The organism is Mycobacterium sp. NGS27 (assembly GCF_059813005.1).
The window spans coordinates 257,947-277,049 of sequence record NZ_JCALDT010000006.1; the positions used below are offsets into that span (position 1 = coordinate 257,947).

The 19,103-nt window shown below is 67.5% G+C and carries 18 protein-coding genes; 8 read left to right on the forward strand and 10 right to left on the reverse strand.

Translation table 11 applies throughout. From position 1 onward, the window contains the following. Window positions 1-92: 92 nt before the first annotated feature. A complete protein-coding gene (locus AC5Y30_RS18260; protein WP_499920067.1) occupies window positions 93-416 on the reverse strand; it encodes a DMT family transporter in 324 nt (107 codons plus the stop codon). 105 nt (window positions 417-521) lie between these two features. Between AC5Y30_RS18260 and AC5Y30_RS18265 the strand changes: the two genes are divergently transcribed. From AC5Y30_RS18265 to AC5Y30_RS18275, 3 genes are all read left to right on the forward strand, one after another. Beyond that, window positions 522-965 (forward strand): DoxX family protein, encoded by a 444-nt coding sequence (locus tag AC5Y30_RS18265; RefSeq protein WP_499920068.1) that lies wholly within the window; start codon window positions 522-524, stop codon window positions 963-965. A 103-nt stretch (window positions 966-1,068) separates the two neighbouring features. Continuing rightward, complete coding sequence (locus tag AC5Y30_RS18270) at window positions 1,069-1,866, forward strand: SDR family NAD(P)-dependent oxidoreductase (RefSeq protein ID WP_499920069.1); 798 nt, start codon at window positions 1,069-1,071, stop codon at window positions 1,864-1,866. Next, the gene (locus AC5Y30_RS18275) at window positions 1,867-2,826 is read left to right on the forward strand and encodes a phosphotransferase family protein (protein ID WP_499920070.1); all 960 of its coding nucleotides are present in this window, start codon (window positions 1,867-1,869) and stop codon (window positions 2,824-2,826) included. Window positions 2,827-2,839: 13 nt separating this feature from the next. Here the strand turns inward: AC5Y30_RS18275 and AC5Y30_RS18280 are convergent, their stop codons facing one another. Continuing rightward, window positions 2,840-3,049 (reverse strand): hypothetical protein, encoded by a 210-nt coding sequence (locus tag AC5Y30_RS18280; RefSeq protein ID WP_499920071.1) that lies wholly within the window; start codon window positions 3,047-3,049, stop codon window positions 2,840-2,842. A 252-nt stretch (window positions 3,050-3,301) separates the two neighbouring features. Between AC5Y30_RS18280 and AC5Y30_RS18285 the strand changes: the two genes are divergently transcribed. Then, on the forward strand, window positions 3,302-3,949 hold the full coding sequence (locus AC5Y30_RS18285; protein WP_499920225.1) for an MspA family porin: 648 nt from the start codon (window positions 3,302-3,304) through the stop codon (window positions 3,947-3,949). Window positions 3,950-3,963: 14 nt separating this feature from the next. On the opposite strand, the gene AC5Y30_RS18290 is transcribed toward AC5Y30_RS18285, so the two are convergent. Together AC5Y30_RS18290 and AC5Y30_RS18295 are read right to left on the reverse strand one after the other, a co-directional pair. Beyond that, entirely contained in the window at window positions 3,964-5,259 is a 1,296-nt protein-coding gene (locus AC5Y30_RS18290) for an acyl-CoA dehydrogenase family protein (protein WP_499920072.1), read from the reverse strand. Between the two features lie 101 nt (window positions 5,260-5,360). Further along, window positions 5,361-6,143: an enoyl-CoA hydratase/isomerase family protein gene (locus AC5Y30_RS18295; RefSeq protein ID WP_499920073.1), complete on the reverse strand. Its 783-nt coding sequence runs from the start codon at window positions 6,141-6,143 to the stop codon at window positions 5,361-5,363. Between the two features lie 489 nt (window positions 6,144-6,632). On the opposite strand from AC5Y30_RS18295, the gene AC5Y30_RS18300 reads away from it, so the two are divergent. Further along, a complete protein-coding gene (locus AC5Y30_RS18300; RefSeq protein WP_499920074.1) occupies window positions 6,633-7,589 on the forward strand; it encodes an LLM class F420-dependent oxidoreductase in 957 nt (318 codons plus the stop codon). A 10-nt stretch (window positions 7,590-7,599) separates the two neighbouring features. Here the strand turns inward: AC5Y30_RS18300 and AC5Y30_RS18305 are convergent, their stop codons facing one another. The 5 genes from AC5Y30_RS18305 to AC5Y30_RS18325 all read right to left on the reverse strand — a co-directional run bounded on the left by AC5Y30_RS18305 (window position 7,600) and on the right by AC5Y30_RS18325 (window position 14,285). Beyond that, window positions 7,600-8,262 (reverse strand): nitroreductase family protein, encoded by a 663-nt coding sequence (locus AC5Y30_RS18305; RefSeq protein WP_499920075.1) that lies wholly within the window; start codon window positions 8,260-8,262, stop codon window positions 7,600-7,602. A 13-nt stretch (window positions 8,263-8,275) separates the two neighbouring features. Next, a complete protein-coding gene (locus AC5Y30_RS18310) occupies window positions 8,276-9,793 on the reverse strand; it encodes an Hsp70 family protein (RefSeq protein WP_499920076.1) in 1,518 nt (505 codons plus the stop codon). 181 nt (window positions 9,794-9,974) lie between these two features. Beyond that, window positions 9,975-10,268 (reverse strand): hypothetical protein, encoded by a 294-nt coding sequence (locus AC5Y30_RS18315; RefSeq protein ID WP_499920077.1) that lies wholly within the window; start codon window positions 10,266-10,268, stop codon window positions 9,975-9,977. 142 nt (window positions 10,269-10,410) lie between these two features. Then, window positions 10,411-12,690: a carbon starvation CstA family protein gene (locus AC5Y30_RS18320; protein ID WP_499920078.1), complete on the reverse strand. Its 2,280-nt coding sequence runs from the start codon at window positions 12,688-12,690 to the stop codon at window positions 10,411-10,413. Between the two features lie 53 nt (window positions 12,691-12,743). After that, window positions 12,744-14,285 (reverse strand): ATP-dependent DNA ligase, encoded by a 1,542-nt coding sequence (locus AC5Y30_RS18325; RefSeq protein WP_499920079.1) that lies wholly within the window; start codon window positions 14,283-14,285, stop codon window positions 12,744-12,746. Window positions 14,286-14,396: 111 nt separating this feature from the next. Between AC5Y30_RS18325 and AC5Y30_RS18330 the strand changes: the two genes are divergently transcribed. Next, on the forward strand, window positions 14,397-15,164 hold the full coding sequence (locus AC5Y30_RS18330) for an SDR family NAD(P)-dependent oxidoreductase (protein WP_067354384.1): 768 nt from the start codon (window positions 14,397-14,399) through the stop codon (window positions 15,162-15,164). A 173-nt stretch (window positions 15,165-15,337) separates the two neighbouring features. Continuing rightward, window positions 15,338-17,503 carry an acyl-CoA dehydrogenase family protein gene (locus AC5Y30_RS18335; RefSeq protein ID WP_499920080.1) on the forward strand — a complete coding sequence of 722 codons (2,166 nt, stop codon included), beginning with the start codon at window positions 15,338-15,340 and terminating at the stop codon, window positions 17,501-17,503. Window positions 17,504-17,514: 11 nt separating this feature from the next. Here the strand turns inward: AC5Y30_RS18335 and AC5Y30_RS18340 are convergent, their stop codons facing one another. Beyond that, window positions 17,515-17,850 (reverse strand): Zn-ribbon domain-containing OB-fold protein, encoded by a 336-nt coding sequence (locus AC5Y30_RS18340; RefSeq protein ID WP_499920081.1) that lies wholly within the window; start codon window positions 17,848-17,850, stop codon window positions 17,515-17,517. Window positions 17,851-17,903: 53 nt separating this feature from the next. Here AC5Y30_RS18340 and AC5Y30_RS18345 point away from each other — a divergent pair, with 53 nt between their 5' ends. Next, window positions 17,904-19,097 carry a thiolase family protein gene (locus tag AC5Y30_RS18345; protein WP_499920082.1) on the forward strand — a complete coding sequence of 398 codons (1,194 nt, stop codon included), beginning with the start codon at window positions 17,904-17,906 and terminating at the stop codon, window positions 19,095-19,097. The last annotated feature ends 6 nt before the right edge of the window (window positions 19,098-19,103 follow it).

Below are 19,103 nucleotides of genomic sequence, written 5' to 3' on the forward strand. Positions count from 1 at the left end.
CGAGTTCGCGGAAGCGTAGGTTCACATCTCTCCTGCCGTCGTTGCGTGCGCGCCCACCCTAGTCCGTTTCGGACGGCTCTCGCAGGACGCGGTCAGTGCGCACCGGCGAGGTTCAGCGTGACCACGCCGGCGATGATCAAGCCGACCCCGACGATCTTGGACAGCGATATCGAGGAGCCGAGAAACAATACGGCGATCAACACGATGAGGGCGGTACCGATGGCCGACCACAACGCGTAGGCGACGTCGGTCTGCATACCGCGCGAAATCGACACCGCCAGCAGCGCGAACGAGACGGCATAACCGATCAGGCACACCACGGTCGGCCACAAGCGGGTGAAGCCTTCGGTGCCCTTGAGCAGGCTGGTCGCTATTACCTCGGCGAATATCGCGCCGAGGAGAAACAGATAGGTCACAACGCCTCCTTGCCTGCCTGGGCACACGTACGTATTTACCCCGACGGTGCGTCGAATGGCGTCGTCTCCGCCGATCGCCTGGGTGGCAACCGTAACCTTGCCAGCGTGACGACGAACCTCGACCAAAGACTGGCCCACTACTCCCCGGCCGTACTGAGCCTGTTTCGGTGCGTCTACGGTTTGCTCTTCGCCGCGTACGGGTCGAGGAGCCTCTTCGACTGGCCCGTCCCATCGCCCGTTGTCGTCGAAGTTGGATCCTGGCCCGGCTGGTATGCCGGGCTGATCGAAATCGTCGCGGGCCTGCTCATCGCCGGCGGGTTATTCACTCGCGCCGCCGCGTTCGTCGCCTCCGGGGAGATGGCGGTCGCTTACTTCTCGAGTCATCAACCCGAGGCGCTGTGGCCCGTCGCCGATCCGCCCGCAGGCAACGGCGGAGCGCTGGCCATCCTGTTCTGCTTCGGATTTTTCCTGCTCGTCTTCGCCGGGGGCGGCGCCTACTCCCTGGATGCACTACGCCGGAAGGCGGGCCGGTCGCGGCTTCGGCGCTGACGAAACGCGTCGAGCCCAGACTTTCGCTCAACCGGCGATAATGGCATTCTCTGATACGGAGAAGCCGTTTTCAGATCGACGGACGGGTTCGGAGAGGCGGATCATGAGCGCGCAACGCTGCGACGGGCTGGTGGCCCTGGTCACCGGCAGCAGCCGGGGCTTGGGCAGGGCAATCGCCGCGCGCCTGGCCGAACGCGGAGCGACGGTGGCGTTGACCGCCCGCACGATGGACCCCGATCCGAAGTACCAGGGGTCGCTGAGCCAAACACGCGACGAGATTGTCGCGGCGGGCGGGAAAGCCATTGCGGTTCAAGCGGATCTTTCCCAAGCGCAAGACCGGGAACGGCTTTTCGCCGAGGTGGTCAACGGCGTGGGCGCACCCGACATCCTGGTCAACAACGCCGCGGTGACGTTCCTGCGGCCTCTCGACGGGTTTCCCGAGCGGCGCGCCCGGCTGATGATGGAGATGCACGTGCTCGGGCCGCTGCATCTGTGCCAGCTGGCGATACCCCCGATGCGCGAGCGCGGGCGCGGCTGGATCTTGAACCTGACCTCGGTGGGCGGCGACCTGCCGCCAGGGCCGCCGTTTTCGGAGTTCGACCGGACCGCCGGCTTCGGCATCTACGGCACGGCCAAGGCCGCGCTCAACCGATTGACGAAAAGCCTTGCGGCCGAACTGTATGACGACGGAATCGCAGTCAACGCCGCCGCCCCGTCCAACCCCGTGGCCACACCCGGCGCCGGCACGCTGGATCTGGCCAAGACCGGCACCGAGGACATCGGGCTGATCACCGAAACGGCGTTCCGGCTATGCACGGGTGATCCGAAGACCCTGACCGGTCGCATCGCACACACCCAGCCCTTCCTCGCCGAGGTCGGCTGGTCCGCGCCGGCGGGCTGAATGGCCGAGCTCGATGCGGCCGAGCTGCGTCGGCGACTCGACGGTGCCGGCGTCGTCGACGTCGCTCCGCTGTCCGGGGGAGCCTCCAGTCTCACCTTCGCGGGCACCAGCTCCGGCCAACGTGTGGTGATCAAAGTCGCCCCGCCGGGTGTCGAACCCGTTGGGCATCGCGACGTGCTGCGCCAGGCCCGCATCATCAAAGCGCTTGCAGCGAGCGATGTTCCGGTGCCGACGGTGCTGTGGGAGGACACGGGGGATCCGCCCGGCACGCCACCGCTCTACGTGATGACGCACGTCGAAGGCGAGTGCGTGGAACCGCTGTTCGACGATTGCGCGCCAGTGCCCGCTCTCGGCGATCGGTATCGGAATGCCTGCCGCGCCATGGCCGCGTTGCACAGACTCGCGCCGACGGAGCTCGGACTGGGCGACGAACCGGTGGTCGATCCGGTCGCCGAAGTCCAGCGTTGGTCCGACACGCTGCGGACCGTCGACCCGGCGCTGGTGCCCGATTGGCCGAACGTGCGCGACGAGCTGCTGGATTGCGCACCGAGCGCGATGGCGCCCCGCGTGGTGCACGGCGACTTTCGGCTGGGCAACCTGCTCGCGGCAGGATCGCACGTCAACGCGGTCATCGACTGGGAGATCTGGTCGATAGGCGATCCCCGCATCGACGCCGGATGGTTCCTGATCAACTGCGACCCGGACACCTACCGGCGGGTCGACCCGGCTGACGGCATCGCGCCGCCCATCGCCGAGCTCATCGAGCTCTACCGGTCTGAGATGGGTTGCGAGGTCGGCGAATTGGCGTGGTTCACGGCGCTGGCGTGCTTCAAATCGGCGGCGACGTGGTCGCTGATCGTCAAACACAATCGGCGACGCGCCGCGCCGCGAGCCGAATGGGAAGCCATGGCAGCGGTTTTGCCGCGACTGCTGGACCGCGCCAGGATCACGCTGGCTTAGCAGGGACAGCTGATCAGCCGCAGTGGGCTGATAGATTTTCGCAAATCATTCCCACCTTGTTCCAGTCGCTCGGCAAACCGTTTTCATCATCGTCGACCGGGTTGGTCAAGGTGGTCGGAAACTGTATCGGCCATTCGTCGATCGAGGGAAGGTCGGGCTGCTGACCGGCGTCAGGGTCTGCGAGCGCTGTGCCCGCGCCGCAGGTCAAAGCCGAGATGACCATCGAACCCGCGACCAGTACGCGAGCGCACCTGTGAGATGTCATTGCCCTGCTCTCCGTAATCCGTCCGGATACTGGAGATTGTCGAAACGCTGATGCCGATTCTACATCGCGGCAAAGTCACGAACGAACAACAAGTTCGGATTGCAAGCCAGCAAATTTCACGCGGCTGACTCGACCCTGCGTACGGTTTCGCCCGTGAGGCCGGTAGCCATTGTCGTCCGTCGTGCCGCCGCGATTGCCGTGTGCCTCGCCATGTCCGTGATCGCGGCGCCTTCGGCCGGCTCTGAACCCCAGTCGGGCGCCGCCCCTCCCGATGCGGCGCCACCGGCCGAAGGGGCGGTGCCTTCGAATCCTCCCGCGATCCTCAACACCCCTGACGGCTGGACTCTGGGAGTGGGCGCAAAGGACGAGATGCAGGTTCCGGTGGCACCGCTGACCACCGCCATCTCGTCCCGCGAATACATGTCCAGCGGCATTTTCGTCGGCTCGCTCAGAGGGCCCGAGGAGCCCCACGGCGTCCTGGAAGTGGGATACCAGATCGGCTGCGGAATCGACATGAGTACCTCCAACGGCGTGATCATGGAGGGCGGCGCCGGCATCATCCCCGGCGTCAGCCCCACCTTCGACGCGACCGGCACGCTGCCGCCGCTGCTCCCATTCGTCTCGACGCCCATCAACGGTGTGATGAGCGTGGGACTCAAGCCCGGTTTGGTCATCGTGGTGCCGGTGGTCAAGAAGCAGTTCAAGGGTGCAGATCCGTGGGTGATGATCAGCAACTTTCACGTCAAGATCGACGGGTGCGTGGGCCAGTCGTTCATCCGCTCCTATGCGGTGCTGACCCGTACGACCGACCTGTCCGACGTGGTGCTGTCCTACGTCGGTGTCACCAAAGCCGTCTGATCGGTTGTTCGCGCTCAGGGGCGGGGGATGCCGGCCAGCTTGTCGGCGAACTTGGCCTCCGCGGCCGCGCGCAACCGCAGCAGATGCTGCGAGGGAAACAGGTCCGGTGCGGGCTCACGATCTTTCAGCAGCAACCGCGCCAGCGTGACCTTGTGCACTTCGGTCGGACCATCGGCCAGTCCGAGCACGAACGACTCCACCAGATACTGCACGAACGGCATCTCGTGGGTGGTGCCCAACGACCCGTGCACCTGAAGCGCGCGAGACGACACGTCGTGCAGGACCTTCTGCATCATCGCCTTCACCGCCGAGATGTCGGCGCGAACGGCCTTGTAGTCGTTGAATTGGTCGATCTTCCAAGCTGTTTGAAGGGTCAGCAGCCGGAACGCCTCGAGCTCCATCCACGAGTCCGCGACCATCTCCTGCACGAGTTGCTTGTTGGCCAGCGGCTCACCCTGGGTGTAACGCGACACCGCACGCTCGCAGATCATGTCGTAGATCCGGCGGACCAGGCCTACGGTGCGCATCGCGTGGTGAATCCGCCCTCCGCCCAAGCGGGTCTGCGCGACGACGAAGGCCCCGCCCCGCGGGCCCAACATGTGATCGGCCGGCACGCGGACGTTTTCGTAACGTACATAACCCTCACGCCCACCGCCGGTCGGCTGATAACCCAGCCCGACGTCTCGCAGCACGTTGATGCCGGGGGTGTCGCCGGGGACGACGAACATCGAGTACCGCTCGTAGGGTGGGGCGTCGGGATCGGTCATCGCCATCACGATGATGAACGACGCCATCGAGGCGAACGATGAAAACCACTTCTCCCCGTTGATGATCCAATGATCGCCGTCTTGTACCGCGGTGGTGCGAAACACTTTCGGATCGGCCCCGCCCTGTGGCTCGGTCATCGAGAAACACGAAATGATGCGGTTGTCCAACAGCGGCTCCAAGTAGCGCTCCTTGAGCTCGGGTGTGCCGTAGTGCGCCAGGATTTCGCTATTGCCGGAATCGGGAGCCTGCGAGCCGAATACGATCGGCGCGCATTCCGAGCGACCCAGGATCTCGTTGAGCAGCGCCAGCTTTACCTGTCCGAAGCCCGGCCCGCCCAAGTGCGGGCCCAGGTGGGTCGCCCACAGGCCACGCTTTTTCACGATCTGCTGCAGCGGCGGGATCAGCGCCTGACGCACCGGGTCGCCGAGGTCGTGAGATTCCTTGACAATCAAGTCGATCGGCTCGCACTCTTCGCGCACGAAGGTTTCGACCCACTGCAGTTGTGCTGCCCACTCCGGTTCGGTGGAGAAGTCCCACGACATGCGTCGTCCTCTCTTGGTTGGTCACTCTGAGTTGCTGTGGGCCACCAGGCCGGAGTCCTCGAGCGCGGTGATGGCGTCGGCGTCCCGGGCGGCGGGACCGGTCATGAAGACCACTTCTTGCGGCGCTCGGCCGCCTCGTCGGTCGCGTGGGAAATCACCTGATTGCGGTTTTCCAGTTCTACGGCCGACGCCAGGCTCGTGGCGTCGGTGTTGACTTGTAGGGCGCGCTTGGTCAGTTGCGCACCCAGCGGGGCGTGGCTCGCGATCAGCGACGCCAATTCCACCGCGCGATCGGACAGAGCATCCGGCTCGATGACCTCGCTGATTAGACCGCGCCGGTCCGCCTCGATGGCGGACACGGTGCGGCCGGTGAGCATCCAGTCGGCGGCAACGCTGGTGCCGACGATGCGGGGCAGGTGGTAACTCATGCCCATCTCGGCGCCCGAGAGCCCGAGCAGGATTGCGGCATTGCCGAAAGAAGCTGCCGCCGAGCAGATTCGGATGTCGGCGGCCAGGCACAGCGCGAGCCCGGCCCCTACGCAGGGGCCGTTGACGGCCGCGATGACGGGCTGCGGCAATGCCCGCACCGCCTCGGCGAGGGCGGCCATCTTTTCCTGAAAGCGCATCCGGTCCAGTGCGGGCGCGCTCGCGTCCAACATCGAGGGCCCGAAGTCCCGCATGTCGATGCCCGCGCAGAACCCGCGCCCGGCGCCCGTCAGCACGACGGCGCGCGCCGCGTGATCGGCGGCCAGATCGTTGAGCGCATCATGCAATTCGGTCTGCATGGTCTCGTTGATGGCATTGAGCCGCTGCGGGCGGTTGAGCCGCAGAATGACGACCCCGTCGCGGGGCCGCTCGAGATTCACGGTTTCGGGCACGGTCACACCCGCTCGGTGATCGTTGCCGTGCCCATCCCGCCCCCGGGGCGGTCGCGCCCGCGCGTGGTGCGGACGCCTTCGAGAATCCAGGCGTCGATGATGGACTCCGATCGTTGTGGTTGGCGGACTTGCTCCGGGCGTCACACCGGCACAGGTCACCTGCGATCGTAATCTGTCTCTCGAGTGCGGAGAACTACCTTCTCCGAATCGGCGAAGCTGTTCTCGCGGGTGGGGCGTTTGCCCGCCTTCGAGCGACAACGACGCGGACCATCGGAGTTGTCGCTCAAAGGCGGGCACTTCACACTGTCCTTCCGCGGCGCACCCGAAGGGCCTGATGGAAGCCGCGCCCGCTGACGTGGAGAAGCGTTGGCTTGCAAACTAATTGGCGCCACAACGGGACGTGCATCGCCTCGGTCGGCTCCGGCCTTCGGCGCGCAGCGGGGCCTATGCGTCTTCCTGACGCATAACCGGGCGCGCAGCGGGTAGCCGGGCGCCATGACCAAGATCGGATACTTTCTCACCTGCGAGCAATTCGGCCCGAAAGAACTCATCGACCAGGCCAAGCGCGCGGAGGACGCCGGATTCGACGCGTTGTGGATCTCGGACCACTATCACCCGTGGAACGACGAGCAGGGCCAGAGCCCGTTCGTGTGGGGGGTGATCGGTGCGTTGTCGGAGGCGACGTCGCTGCCGGTGAGCACCGCCGTCACGTGCCCGACCATCCGCATCCATCCGGCGATCATCGCGCAGGCGTCGGCCACCGCGGCCGTGCAACTCGACGGACGCTTCGTGCTCGGGGTGGGCAGCGGCGAGGCCCTCAACGAACACATCCTGGGCGATCCCTGGCCGTCCGCCGGTGTGCGCCTCGAGATGCTGGAGGAGGCGATCGACGTCATTCGCAAGCTGCACAAGGGCGGCGAGGTGAGCCACCACGGCAAGCACTACGAGGTGCAGGAGGCGCAGGTATACACCCGGCCGGAACAGCCGGTGCCGATCTACGTCTCCGCGTTCGGCCCGCAGGCCGTCGAGCTGGCCGCCCGCATCGGCGACGGATACAGCATCGCCATGCCCGACGGCGACCTGGTCAAGCAATTCCGCGAATCCGGCGGCGGCGACAAGCCGGTGCAGGGCGGTACCAAAGTCTGCTGGGACCAAGATGCCGACGCCGCGCTGAAGACCGCGCACCGGTTGTGGGCTAACGAGGGGCTGCCCGGACAGACCTCGCAAATCCTGCCGCGGCCCAAGGATTTCGCCGCTCTGCAGTCGCTGGTGCCGCCGGAGACGGTCGGCGAGAGCGTGGCCTGTGGCCCGGACCCCGACAAGCACATCGCCCAGGTGCGCGAGTACATCGACGCCGACGTCGACGAGATCTACGTTCAGCAGATCGGCCCCGACATGGACGGGTTCTTCGCCGCATGGCAGCGTGACGTGTTGCCCCAGGTGCGCGGCTAGGGTTCAGGCCTCAGCCGTCGAAAGCCGGACCATCGAACCGATCACGAGTGATGAACTCGACGACCGGCTTTCGGCGCAGTTTGGTCAGCTGCCGCGCCGGTCTGCCGAGCGGCACCACCGCGGTCACCGCGTGCGTGTCGGGAATGCCCAGCAGTCGGCGGACGTGTTCTTCGGCCGCGATGGCCATCGTGGTGATGGTGCCGCCGTAGCCCACGCGCGCGGCGAGCAAGACGTTCCAGATCAACGGGTAGACCGATGCCCCGCCAGCTATGCCGACGCGGTCGAGGTCTTGATCGATGGCGGCGACGACGGTCAGGTCCACCGAAACGACCAGAACCACAGGTGCTTTGGCGATCGGCGCGACGAACGTGTCGGGGATTTCGGTCGCGTCGATGACGTCTTGCGGAACCCCGCTGGGATGAACCGAATTCCAAGGGTTTTCACCCGCCTGCAACTGGGCGAAGTAGCGCCGAGCGGCGGGCTTGCCGAGTTCGGCCAGCTCGCGGCGGACCGTTTCGTCGCGCACCACGGTGACGTGTGCGCCCTGGCGGTTGCCGCCGCTGGGAGCGAACCGGGCGTTGTCGAAAATGCGCGCCAGCACGTCGTCGGGCAACGGATCGTCGGTGAACTCCCGTGCCGCGAAAGTCGTTCGCATCACGTCGTATAGCTGCATGGCGGAATGCTCGTCAACTCGCGGACGCGCACCGCTCCAGCCGGAACGTGCGTTCGAACCCGGCCGGCTGCGTCGTCAAGGTCACTTCTACCGCACCGTTGGGGGCGATGACGTAGCGCTCCTCGACGTCGGGCCCGTCGACCCACCTGCCGACCGGCTGACGCCCCAGGTCGTCGCGGTCGTGCAGTGCGGGGTCGAAGGGGAAAAGCACCGGGTCATACGGCGTGACGTCGCCGTCGGGCCGCCCGTTGACCAGGCGGCTGCACTCCACGAACCGGAAGTGCCCGATGTTGTGTGCCGCTCGATATTTGCGTTTCACCACCAGCGGGGATTGCCCGTCGGCCGGAAGCGAAACGTCCTTGCACACGATCGGGTCGAAGACGACCCCGGCGCCGGCCTCGGCCTCGCGGAAAACTCCGAAATTCCTCGAGAAGCGTTCGGAGAGAGCAAAATTGGATTCCTTGTCCAGAAAGACGGCGAGTCCGATGGCCGTGGCGGCGAAGGGGTGCGGCGAGCGTTTCACCCGCTTCTCGCCGAAGGTGCTGCGCAGCATCCGAGACACCAGCGGAAAGCCCCCGGCCCCGCCGACGACGTAGATGCCCGCCACCTCCGACCAGTCCAGGTCGTTGCGGCCCCGCGCCGGATCGTGCAGGACCCGAGTGAGCAGCCGCATCGTCTGGTCGACCAGCGGCGCGCACACCGAGTAGACGTCGTCGATGGGGCAGGAGAATGGCGGCCGATCGACCGGGGACAGGTCGACCAGGAAACGGCGCGTCTGCGGCCCGACCGCCTCCTTGCGGGTGGCGCACTCCTCGGCGAGCAGGTCGCGCTGGGCGGTGTCGAGGCCGGGCAGGTTGGCGCCGGCGAGCAGCAGCTCGACGATCGCCTCGTCGAAATCGTCGCCCCCGAGGCGCTGGATCCCTTCGCTGATGACGACCTCGTTCGCGTGCCCGGTCATTTTCAGCAGTGACGCGTCGAACGTGCCGCCGCCCAAGTCGTAGATGAGGACGTACTCGCGTTTGGCGGTGATGGTGGACCGGTAGCGGTGGGCGTATTCGAGGCTGGCGGCGGACGGCTCGTTGAGCAGCGCGACGACGTGAAAACCGGCCGCGACATAGGCATCCAGAGTGAGCAGGCGCTGGGCGCTCGACGCGTTGGCCGGCACGCTGATCGCGGCTTCGATGGGTTCGCCCGGGGCCAGGGCCACGTTCGAGTGCCGCCGCAGATCGGCCTTCAGTTGGGCCAGGAAGCCGGTGAGGAGGTCGGCCAGGCGATAAGCACGGCCCGCCAGGGTGACCTCGGTTTGGGGTCCGGCGTCGTTGAGTAATCGTTTGAACGAGCGCAGCACCGACCAATTCGAATCGTGGCGCACGGCGGCGGCCTCCGCGCCGAACCGCAAGTCCCCGGCGGCATTGGCGGCGATGAGCGACGGCCACGCATCCATGCCCTCGAAGGACACGACGGGATAGTTGCCTCGGTCGACGGCCGCGACGACGGTGTGCGTGGTGCCAAAGTCGATACCGACTCTCATCGCGCAAGTTTAGGACCGCGTCGCGTCTTTCGGCACGACCTCTTCGCGTGGCGTGCCCTCGCGTTCGGTCAGTCCTCGAAGTGGCGCTCGTAGTCGTTGCGCTCGAGCCACCACTGCAGGTTGTAGGTCCCCACTGCGAGCACCATCATCAATCCGACGCAGGCGACGCTGATGAGTACGTTCACAGCCTCTCCATTTCGCGTGCCATGCGGGCGTTCTCGAGGTAGACGTAATGCCTCAGGTAGGGCTGCCGCGGCCGATTCGCATCAGCGACCATCTGCCGCAGCCCGGCGGCGATCCGGCTGCGGAGCGGGGAGCGGCGCGTTCGCTGGACGACGGCGGTGTCGAAGAGCACCTGCTGGGTACTGATCAGGACCGGTGCGGGTGCCGCCTCGACGGCGGGCGTCGCCGACGACGGTTGCGGTATGGGCTGGATATCGGGTGCGGTCCGGAGTCCCGTTGACGTGACCAGCATTTCGTCCACCTTCTTCGTGTCGCGGTCCCGTTGGCCAGGTAGGTCGGCCGGTGATGGACTCAACGTAGGGTCGGCGATCACCAGTACGCACGCGTAGTCGACTACCTATTTGTGCGCGGCGGCTACCGCACTTCGGGGAACGTCATCGCTTTTGAGCGCCGACGACCCCGGGAGCCGACGTCGTCGGCTGGGCCCATTGCCGCTGCACCCCTCGCTCCGCGGCCGTGGGAATCAGGCCCGCGGGCGCGAACCGCTTCGACGGCACCGGGTCGTCCTCGGTCAGGGGCCGGCCCAACTTGCTGGCCGGTCCGCGAATCGCCCCGAGCGCGACCACGATCCCGGAGATCACCACGATGACGACGGTCGCCGCGAACAGAATCGACAGCGTGCCCTGGATGAAGGTGTTCCTGATGACCTCGTCGAGCTGATGCGCGTCTTTGGCCGAACCGAAGGCCGTCCTGCCCGCTTGCTTGGCCGCCAGGTACGTCGAGTGCTGCGTCCAATAGCCGACGGCCGGATCCGCGGAGAAGATCTTCTGCCACGACGCGGTCAGCGTGACCGCAAGATCCCAGAGCAGGGGAATCCCCGGAATCCACGCCCACTTCAACTGGCCCTTCTTGATGACCACCACGGTGATGACGGTCAGTGAGATCCCGGCAAGCAGCTGGTTGGCGATACCGAACAGCGGAAACAGCGTGTTGATGCCGCCGAGCGGGTCGCTCACGCCCATCAGCAGGATGCCGCCCCACGCGGCCACCACGGCCAGGCTGCAACCCCAAACGCCGGGGCGCCAACTGGGGTTTCGCAGCTTGGCCAGCGGGCCGCGCAGGTTGCCCAGCGCGTCGGAGAGCATGAAGCGGTTGACCCGGGTGCCCGCGTCGAGGGTGGTCAGGATGAACAGCGCCTCGAACATGATCGCGAAGTGGTACCAGAACGACTTGAGGCCCGCGCCGCCGAAGACACGCTGCAGCACGTCGGCCATCCCCCAGGCCAGCGTCGGTGCTCCACCGGTGCGCGACACGATCGACTTCTCGCCGACGCTGCTGGCGGCCTGGCTGATCTGGTCCGCGTCGGTCGGGGCGCCCGGCAATCCGAGTCCATTGACGTAATGCGCGGCGCCGGCCGCGGTGCCACCGGTCTGCGCCGCCGGCGCGTTGATGGTGAAGTACAGATGCTGGTTGATGATCGCCGCCGTAATCAGCGCCATGACCGCGACGAACGACTCGGTGATCATGCCGCCGTAGCCGATCATTCGCATCTGGCTTTCCTTCTCCAGCAGCTTGGGCGTCGTCCCCGACGAGATCAGCGCGTGAAAGCCGGACAGCGCGCCGCACGCGATGGTGATGAACAAGAACGGGAACAGCGAGCCGGCGAACACCGGGCCGTTGCCCCTGGTGGCGAACTGTGAGATCGCGGATGCCTGCATCTCCGGCCGGGCGATGCAGACCCCGACGGCGAGCAGCCCGATGGCGCCGACCTTCATGAACGTCGACAGGTAGTCACGCGGCGCCAACAAAAGCCAGACCGGCAGCACGGACGCGGCGAAACCGTAGCCGATGAGGCACCAGCACAGCGTGACCGGAGAAAGTGTGAACCAGGCTGCGCCCCAAGGTGTTTCGGCGACCCAATGGCCGGACACCACCGCGAGCAGTAGCAGCGCGAAGCCGATCACCGATACTTCCGAAACACGCCCGGGACGCAGGAACCGCAGGTAGCAACCCATGAACAGGGCGATGGGGATGGTCATGGCTATCGAGAAGACACCCCACGGGCTCTGGGCCAGCGCCCGCACCACGATCAGCGCCAGCACCCCGATCAGGATGACCATGATGACGAGGACCCCGACGAGGGCGGCGGCCCCGCCCGCGGCGCCCAGCTCGTCGCGGACCATCTCGCCAAGGGAACGGCCACGCCGCCGGGTGGAGATCCACAACACCAGGTAGTCCTGCACGCAGCCGCCGAATACTGCGCCGATGACGACCCAGATGCTGCCCGGTAGATAGCCCATCTGCATGGCCAGCACCGGACCGACGAGCGGACCGGCCCCGGCGATGGCGGCGAAATGATGGCCGAACAGCACCCGCCGGTCGGTCGGCACGAAATCGGTGCCGTCCTCGAGAAACTCGGCAGGCGTGGCGTAGTCGTCGCGCGGGCGGACGATCTTCATCTCGATCAACCGCGCATAGAACCGGTACCCGACGATGTACGTACAGATCGCCGCGACGACGATCCACACCGCGTTGACCGTCTCGCCCCGAGCCAACGCGATGATCGCCCAGGCGACGGCGCCGAGCACCGCGATGACGCCGAACACGATCTTGTGTCGCGCGGTGATAGGGGAGCGGTCGATGATGGCCACGGGTGGCAGGCCTTCGTCGGTATGGATGTAGCTGACGTCGTCGCGGTGCTCTCTGACTGCCACGGCGGAAACCCTACGCGCGCCGAAGCGACTGCGCCTGTTGGCCAATGCCCGGTTCAGTACAGCGCGCGCACGGCGTCGATGGTGTCGGCGTCGGCGGGGCTCTTGTCGTCGCGATAGCGCACCACGCGGGCGAACCGCAGCGCCAGCCCCCCGGGGTAGCGCGACGACTTCTGCACGCCGTCCAGCGCGATTTCGACCACCTGCTCGGGCCGCACTCGGACGACGTAACCGTCCGTTTCGCCGATGGCGAGTTCGCTGAACCGTGCGGTCTGCCAGTCCAGCATGGCGTCGGTCATGCCCTTGAAAGTCTTTCCCACCATGATGAATTCGCCGCTTGCCGGGTCGCGCGCGCCCAGGTGGATATTGGAGAGCTTGCCACGGCGGCGCCCCGACCCCCACTCCACCGCGAGCACCACCAGATCCAGGGTGTGCACGGGCTTGACCTTCAGCCAGCCCGCTCCCCGCCGGCCCGCCTGGTACGGCGCGCCGGGCGCCTTGGTCATCACGCCCTCGTGGCCGGCGGCCAGCGTCGCGTCCAGGAACGCGCCCGCCTCCGCGGGGTCGCTCGTGAGCAGCCGATCGACCCGCTGCGCCGGCGGCACCAATGCGTCCAGCGCGGCCAGCCTCTCGGCGGTCGGCGCGTCGAGCAGGTCGACGCCGTCGCGGTGCAGGATGTCGAAGAAGAACACCGAAAGCCGTTGTGCCGCAACGGCTGCGGCGATGTCGACGGAGCGGCCGAATCGTGAGGCGGTGACCTGGAAGCGGTGCGGCCGGTTGTCGGGCCGCAGCGCGATGGCCTCGCCGTCGGCGATGAGGTCGTCCACCGGCAGCGCCAGCGTCGCCTCCACCACTTCGGGCAGCCGCGCGGTGACGTCGTCGAGGCTTCGCGTGTAGACGGTGACCTCGTCACCGGCGCGGTGGATCTGCACCCGCGCGCCGTCCAGCTTGGCTTCGAAAATCGTTTGCCCGCCGTGGCGTTCGATCGCATCGGCCACGCTCGTCGCGGTCTGCGCCAGCATCGGGTCAACCGGCCGGCCGACCCGCAGGGTGAACGCGTCCAGCGCCGAGGCCGAGCCGGACAACGGACCGGACAGGGTTGCCGCCGCCACCGCCGGCAGGTCCCCGCCCAGCATCGCGGCGCGCTGGACCGCGGCCGCCGGGATGCCGGCGGCCTTCGCCACCGCGTCGGCCATGATCCCGGCCAGTGCGCCCTGGCGTAGTTCGCCGCCGAGCAGCCGCAACAGAAAGGTCTGTTCGATGTCGGTGGCTGCGGCGAACAGGCCGCTCACCAGCGCGGCGCGGCGTGCCTGCGCGCCCTTGCCGGACACCGCGCCGATGTCGGAGAAGGTGGCGTCGACGCCGGAGACGGTCAGCGAGGCGTCCGAGGCTGCCGGCGGGCGCGAGCGCAGCGCCGCCCACCCCACGCCGATCTGGCGCTGCCGCAACTCACCGGAAAGCCACGACACCACGATGGCGACCGCCGCGGCGTCGGGTGCCGCACGCGTTAGCAGGCCGGCGATGTGGGCGACTTTGGTCAGCCGCGACGACGTCTTCCCGACGTCGTCAGACGTCGTTGCCACGTCGAGAAGGAGCACGGTCGCCAGCTTGGCATGGCTCGGTGACAGGCCTGAGGAGCGGACACGCTAGCGTGCCTACGTAACGTTACAGATCGCAGGGATTCTGACAACCACGAAGGAGACGCCCGGATGGAGATCAGTGGGAAGAAGGTCGTCGTCATCGGCGGCGCATCGGGAATGGGCCGTGCCAGCGCCGAGCTGCTGCACGAACGCGGTGCGGATGTCGCCATCCTCGACCGCGAGGGCTCCGACGGTAAGACCGTCGCCGAGGGCGTCGGGGGTACCTTCTACCCGGTTGACGTCACCGACTTCACCGGCACCGAAGAGACGCTGCAGGCCGCTGTCGACAAGCTTGGCGGGCTGCACGTCGTGATCACCACCGCGGGTGGCGGTATCGCCAAGCGGACGCTGACCAAGTCGGGGCCGCACGACCTCGAGTCCTTCCAGTCCGTGATCGACCTGAACCTGATCGCCACCTTCAACATCAGCCGGCTGGCCGCCGCGCACATGGCCAAGAACGAGCCCGAAGACCCGGACACCGGGGAGCGCGGCGTCATCATCAACACCGCCTCGATTGCTGCCTTCGAGGGCCAGATCGGCCAGGTCGCCTACACCGCCGCAAAGGCGGGCATCGCCGGGATGTGCCTGACGATGGCCCGCGACCTGGGCTCGGTGGGCATCCGCGTGCTGGGAATCGCCCCGAGCCTGTTCGCCACCGGGTTGACCCAGGGCATTCCCGACGAGTTCGCCACGCAGCTGACCAAGGACGCGGCCTTCCCCAAGCGCCTCGGCCGTCCCGAGGAGTACGCGAAGCTGGTCGCCGCCATCGTGGACAACCCGATGCTCAATGGCCAATGCCTGCGCCTGGACGCCGGGCAGCGGTTCGCGCCCAAGTAGGCGCCCCCGATTGGGGCCCTCCCCGCATTAAGTACACTCTTTAGCCAGCCGCCCCGCTTCCCCTCGGAGCGGGGCAGGCCACCCAGCTTCAGCTCCGACGATGCGGATCGCGCGGCGGTCCGAGGGGAGCGGACAATCGAACCCGGCTGGCATGCGGCGCGAGGAGGGCCCTCATGGGTATCGCAATAACCGACGACCATCGTGAACTCGCCGAAGTAGCCCGCGGGTTCTTGACCTCCCAGAAGGCGCGCTGGGCGGCGCGATCGCTGCTCGACGCCTCCGACGAGCCACGGCCCGGGTTCTGGCCGAGCCTGGTCGAGCTGGGTTGGCTCGGCCTGCACGTCGACGAGGAATACGGCGGCTCAGGATTCGGGCTGCCCGAACTCGTGGTGGTGATCGAAGAACTCGGTCGCGCGGTGGCGCCCGGGCCCTTCGTGCCCACCGTCATCGCGTCCGCGGTGATCGCCAAAGACGGTACCGCCGAACAGAAGTCGCGGCTGCTACCCGGCCTGATCGACGGGACCGTCGTCGCGGGCGTCGGGCTGGACGGCCAGGTGCAGGTCAATGACGGCACGGCCGACGGGGAGGCGGGAATCGTCCTGGGCGCCGGGCTGGCCGAGCTGCTGCTGATCGCCGCGGGTGACGACGTGCTGGTGCTCGAGCGTGGCTGTGAGGGTGTCTCGGTCGAGGTGCCGGAGAACTTCGATCCGACGCGCCGATCTGGACGCGTCCGCCTGCACAACGTGCGCGTCTCCGACGACGACGTCCTGCCGGGCGCGCGCCAATCGGCGTTGGCCCGGGCCCGCACGTTGCTGGCCGCCGAGGCCGTGGGCGGGGCGTCGGACTGCGTCGATGCCGCCGTCGACTACGCCAAGGTGCGCCAGCAATTCGGGCGCACCATCGCCACTTTCCAGGCGGTCAAGCATCACTGCGCGAACATGTTGGTGGGCGCGGAGTCCGGGATCGCGGCGGTCTGGGACGCCGCCCGCGCTGCGACCGAGGACGAGGAACAGTTCCGGCTCATCGCCGCGGTGGCGGCGGCGCTGGCCTTCCCGGCCTATGTCCGCAATGCCGAACTCAACGTCCAGGTGCACGGCGGCATCGGCTTCACCTGGGAGCACGACGCGCACCTGCACCTGCGCCGGGCGGTGGTGAGCGCGGCGCTGTTCGGCGGTGACGCGCCGGCCGCCGACGTTTTCGAGCGCACCGCCGCCGGCGTCGCCCGCGAGAACAGCCTCGACCTGCCGCCCGAAGCCGAAGAACTGCGCACCGCCATCCGCGCCGACGCCACCGAGATCGCCGCCCTGGACAAAAAAGCCCAGCGCGACAAGCTGATCGAGACCGGCTACGTGATGCCGCACTGGCCCAAGCCGTGGGGACGCGCGGCCGACGCCGTCGCGCAACTCGTGATCGAGGAGGAATTCCGTGCGGCCGGCATCAAGCGGCCCGACTATGGGATCACCGGCTGGGTGATCCTGACCCTGATCCAGCACGGAACCCCTTGGCAGATCGAACGATTCGTGGAGAAGGCGCTGCGCAACGACGAGATTTGGTGCCAGCTTTTCTCCGAGCCGGACGCCGGCTCCGACGCCGCCTCCATCAAGACGCGCGCCACCCGGGTCGACGGCGGCTGGAAGATCAACGGCCAGAAGGTGTGGACCAGCGGGGCGCACTACTGCGCGCGCGGTCTCGCCACGGTGCGCACCGACCCCGACGCCCCGAAGCACGCCGGCATCACCACGGTGATCGTCGACATGAAGGCGCCCGAGGTGGAGGTGCGCCCGCTGCGACAGATGACCGGCGGCTCGGACTTCAACGAGGTCTTCTTCAACGACCTGTTCGTTCCCGACGAGGACGTCGTCGGCACGCCCAACTCGGGCTGGACCGTCGCGCGCGCGACGCTGGGCAACGAGCGGGTCAGCATCGGCGGCAGCGGATCGTTTTACGAGGGGCTGGCCGGCCAACTCGTGCAGCTCACCGAGCAGCGCCCGGATCGGTTGGCGGGCGGGCGAATTCGAGTCGGCTCGTATCTGGCCGAGGAAACCGCGCTGCGGTTGCTGAATCTGCGCCGCGCCGCGCGCAGCGTCGAGGGCGCGGGGCCCGGCCCGGAGGGCAACGTCACCAAGCTGAAGCTGGCCGAACACATGGTGGAGGGCGCCGCGATCATGGCGGCGCTGCTGGGTCCGGACGTCGCGCTCACCGACGGTCCCGGCGCCCTGGCAGGCCGGCTGATGATGGGGGCCCGCGGCATGGCGATCGCCGGCGGCACGTCGGAAGTGACGCGCAATCAGATCGCCGAGCGGATCCTCGGCATGCCGCGTGACCCGTTGATCAACTAGCCCGCGCCGAATCAGGCCGGCGCGAACTGCGCCGCGCCGCCGCTGCCGCGTTCCGGCCGGAGCGCGACGGGCATCCCGCAGCTCACCGAATCCGGTTCGCAGTCAACGATATTGGCGGCGACCCGCAGGCCGCTCTGTTCGGCGAGCTCGACGATGGCAATGACGTACGGGGTGGAAATCTCCGGGTTGTACGGGTGATGGTTGACCGTGTAGGTGAACACGGTGCCCCGCCCGGAGACTTCCCGGGCCTCCAGCGTGCCTCCGCACTCGCGGCATTGGCCGCTGGCCGGATGCACCCAGCGCGCGCAGCGGTCGCAGTACTCGATGAGCAGCGGCCCGTCCGACACGACGAATACAGTACACTCAATTAATTCGATGCTTGGTCTGACGGGCGGTGTGCATGACACATTTCGAAAAAGACGCGATCTTGTCCGGCATCGGGATCTCACGAATCGGCCGCCGCACCGGCATCCCGGGCCTGGACCTGACCATGGAGGCGGTGCGCGCCGCCATCGAGGACGCCGGGCTGACCCCGACCGACATCGACGGCATCGCCACCCTGGGTGACACGCCCGCTGCGGACGTCAACGCCCAGCTGCGCATCGATGCCGCGGACTGCGGATCGGGCTTCGGCACCGGCGGCCTGCTTTCGCCGGTGATGTCGGCCTGCCGCGCGGTCGCCGAACGACGCGCCCGCCACGTGGTGGTGTACCGGACGATCCAGATGCTCGGCGGCACGGTTCCCGTCAAGCAGGACGAGAACGCGCCGGCGCCGCCGCTGGCTCGGATGTTCGAGACACCCGAGGGTGAGCCGAAGCCGGCTGTCGGTGCGATGGACGATGTCAACGATCTGGTTGCGGCGCATGCCTATTCGGCCGCCAACTGGCTGGCGCTCAACTGCCGTCGCCACATGGAGCTGTACGGGACCACCAAGGAGCAGCTGGGCTGGATCGCGCTCAACGGCAGGCGCAACGCTGCGCTGAATCCCCTTGCGGTGTACCGGGATCCGATGACGATGGTCGACTACTTGGGCGCGCGGTTGGTGTCCACGCCACTTGGGCTGCTCGACTGCGACGTCCCGATCGACGGATCGATCGCGGTGGTGGTCTCGCACGCGGAGCGCGCCGCCGACTGTCCGCACCGCGCGGTGCAGGTCGAGGCGATCGGCGGGTCCGACGGAGCGGGCGGCTGGTTTCACCGTGCGGACTACCCGAAGATGGCGATGTCGGATGCGGCGGCGCAGATGTGGTCGCGCACGGCGTTGAAGCCCGCCGACCTCCAAGTCGCCGAGTTGTACGACGGTTTCACCTATCTCACCCTGGCGTGGCTGGAAGCGCTCGGAGTGTGCGGCGACGGCGAGGGCGGCCCGTTCGTCGAGGGCGGGACGCGGATCGCCCGCGACGGGCAGATGCCGTTGAACACCTACGGCGGCCAGCTATCGGCGGGGCGCATGCACGGCTACTGGGCGCTGCACGAAGGGTGTCTGCAGCTGCGCGGCGACGCGGGGGAGCGGCAGGTGTCGCGTCGCCCCGAGGTGGGCGTCGTCTCCGTCGGCGGTGGTCCCGTCGCGGGGTGCATGCTGCTGACCTGCTGACCGAGA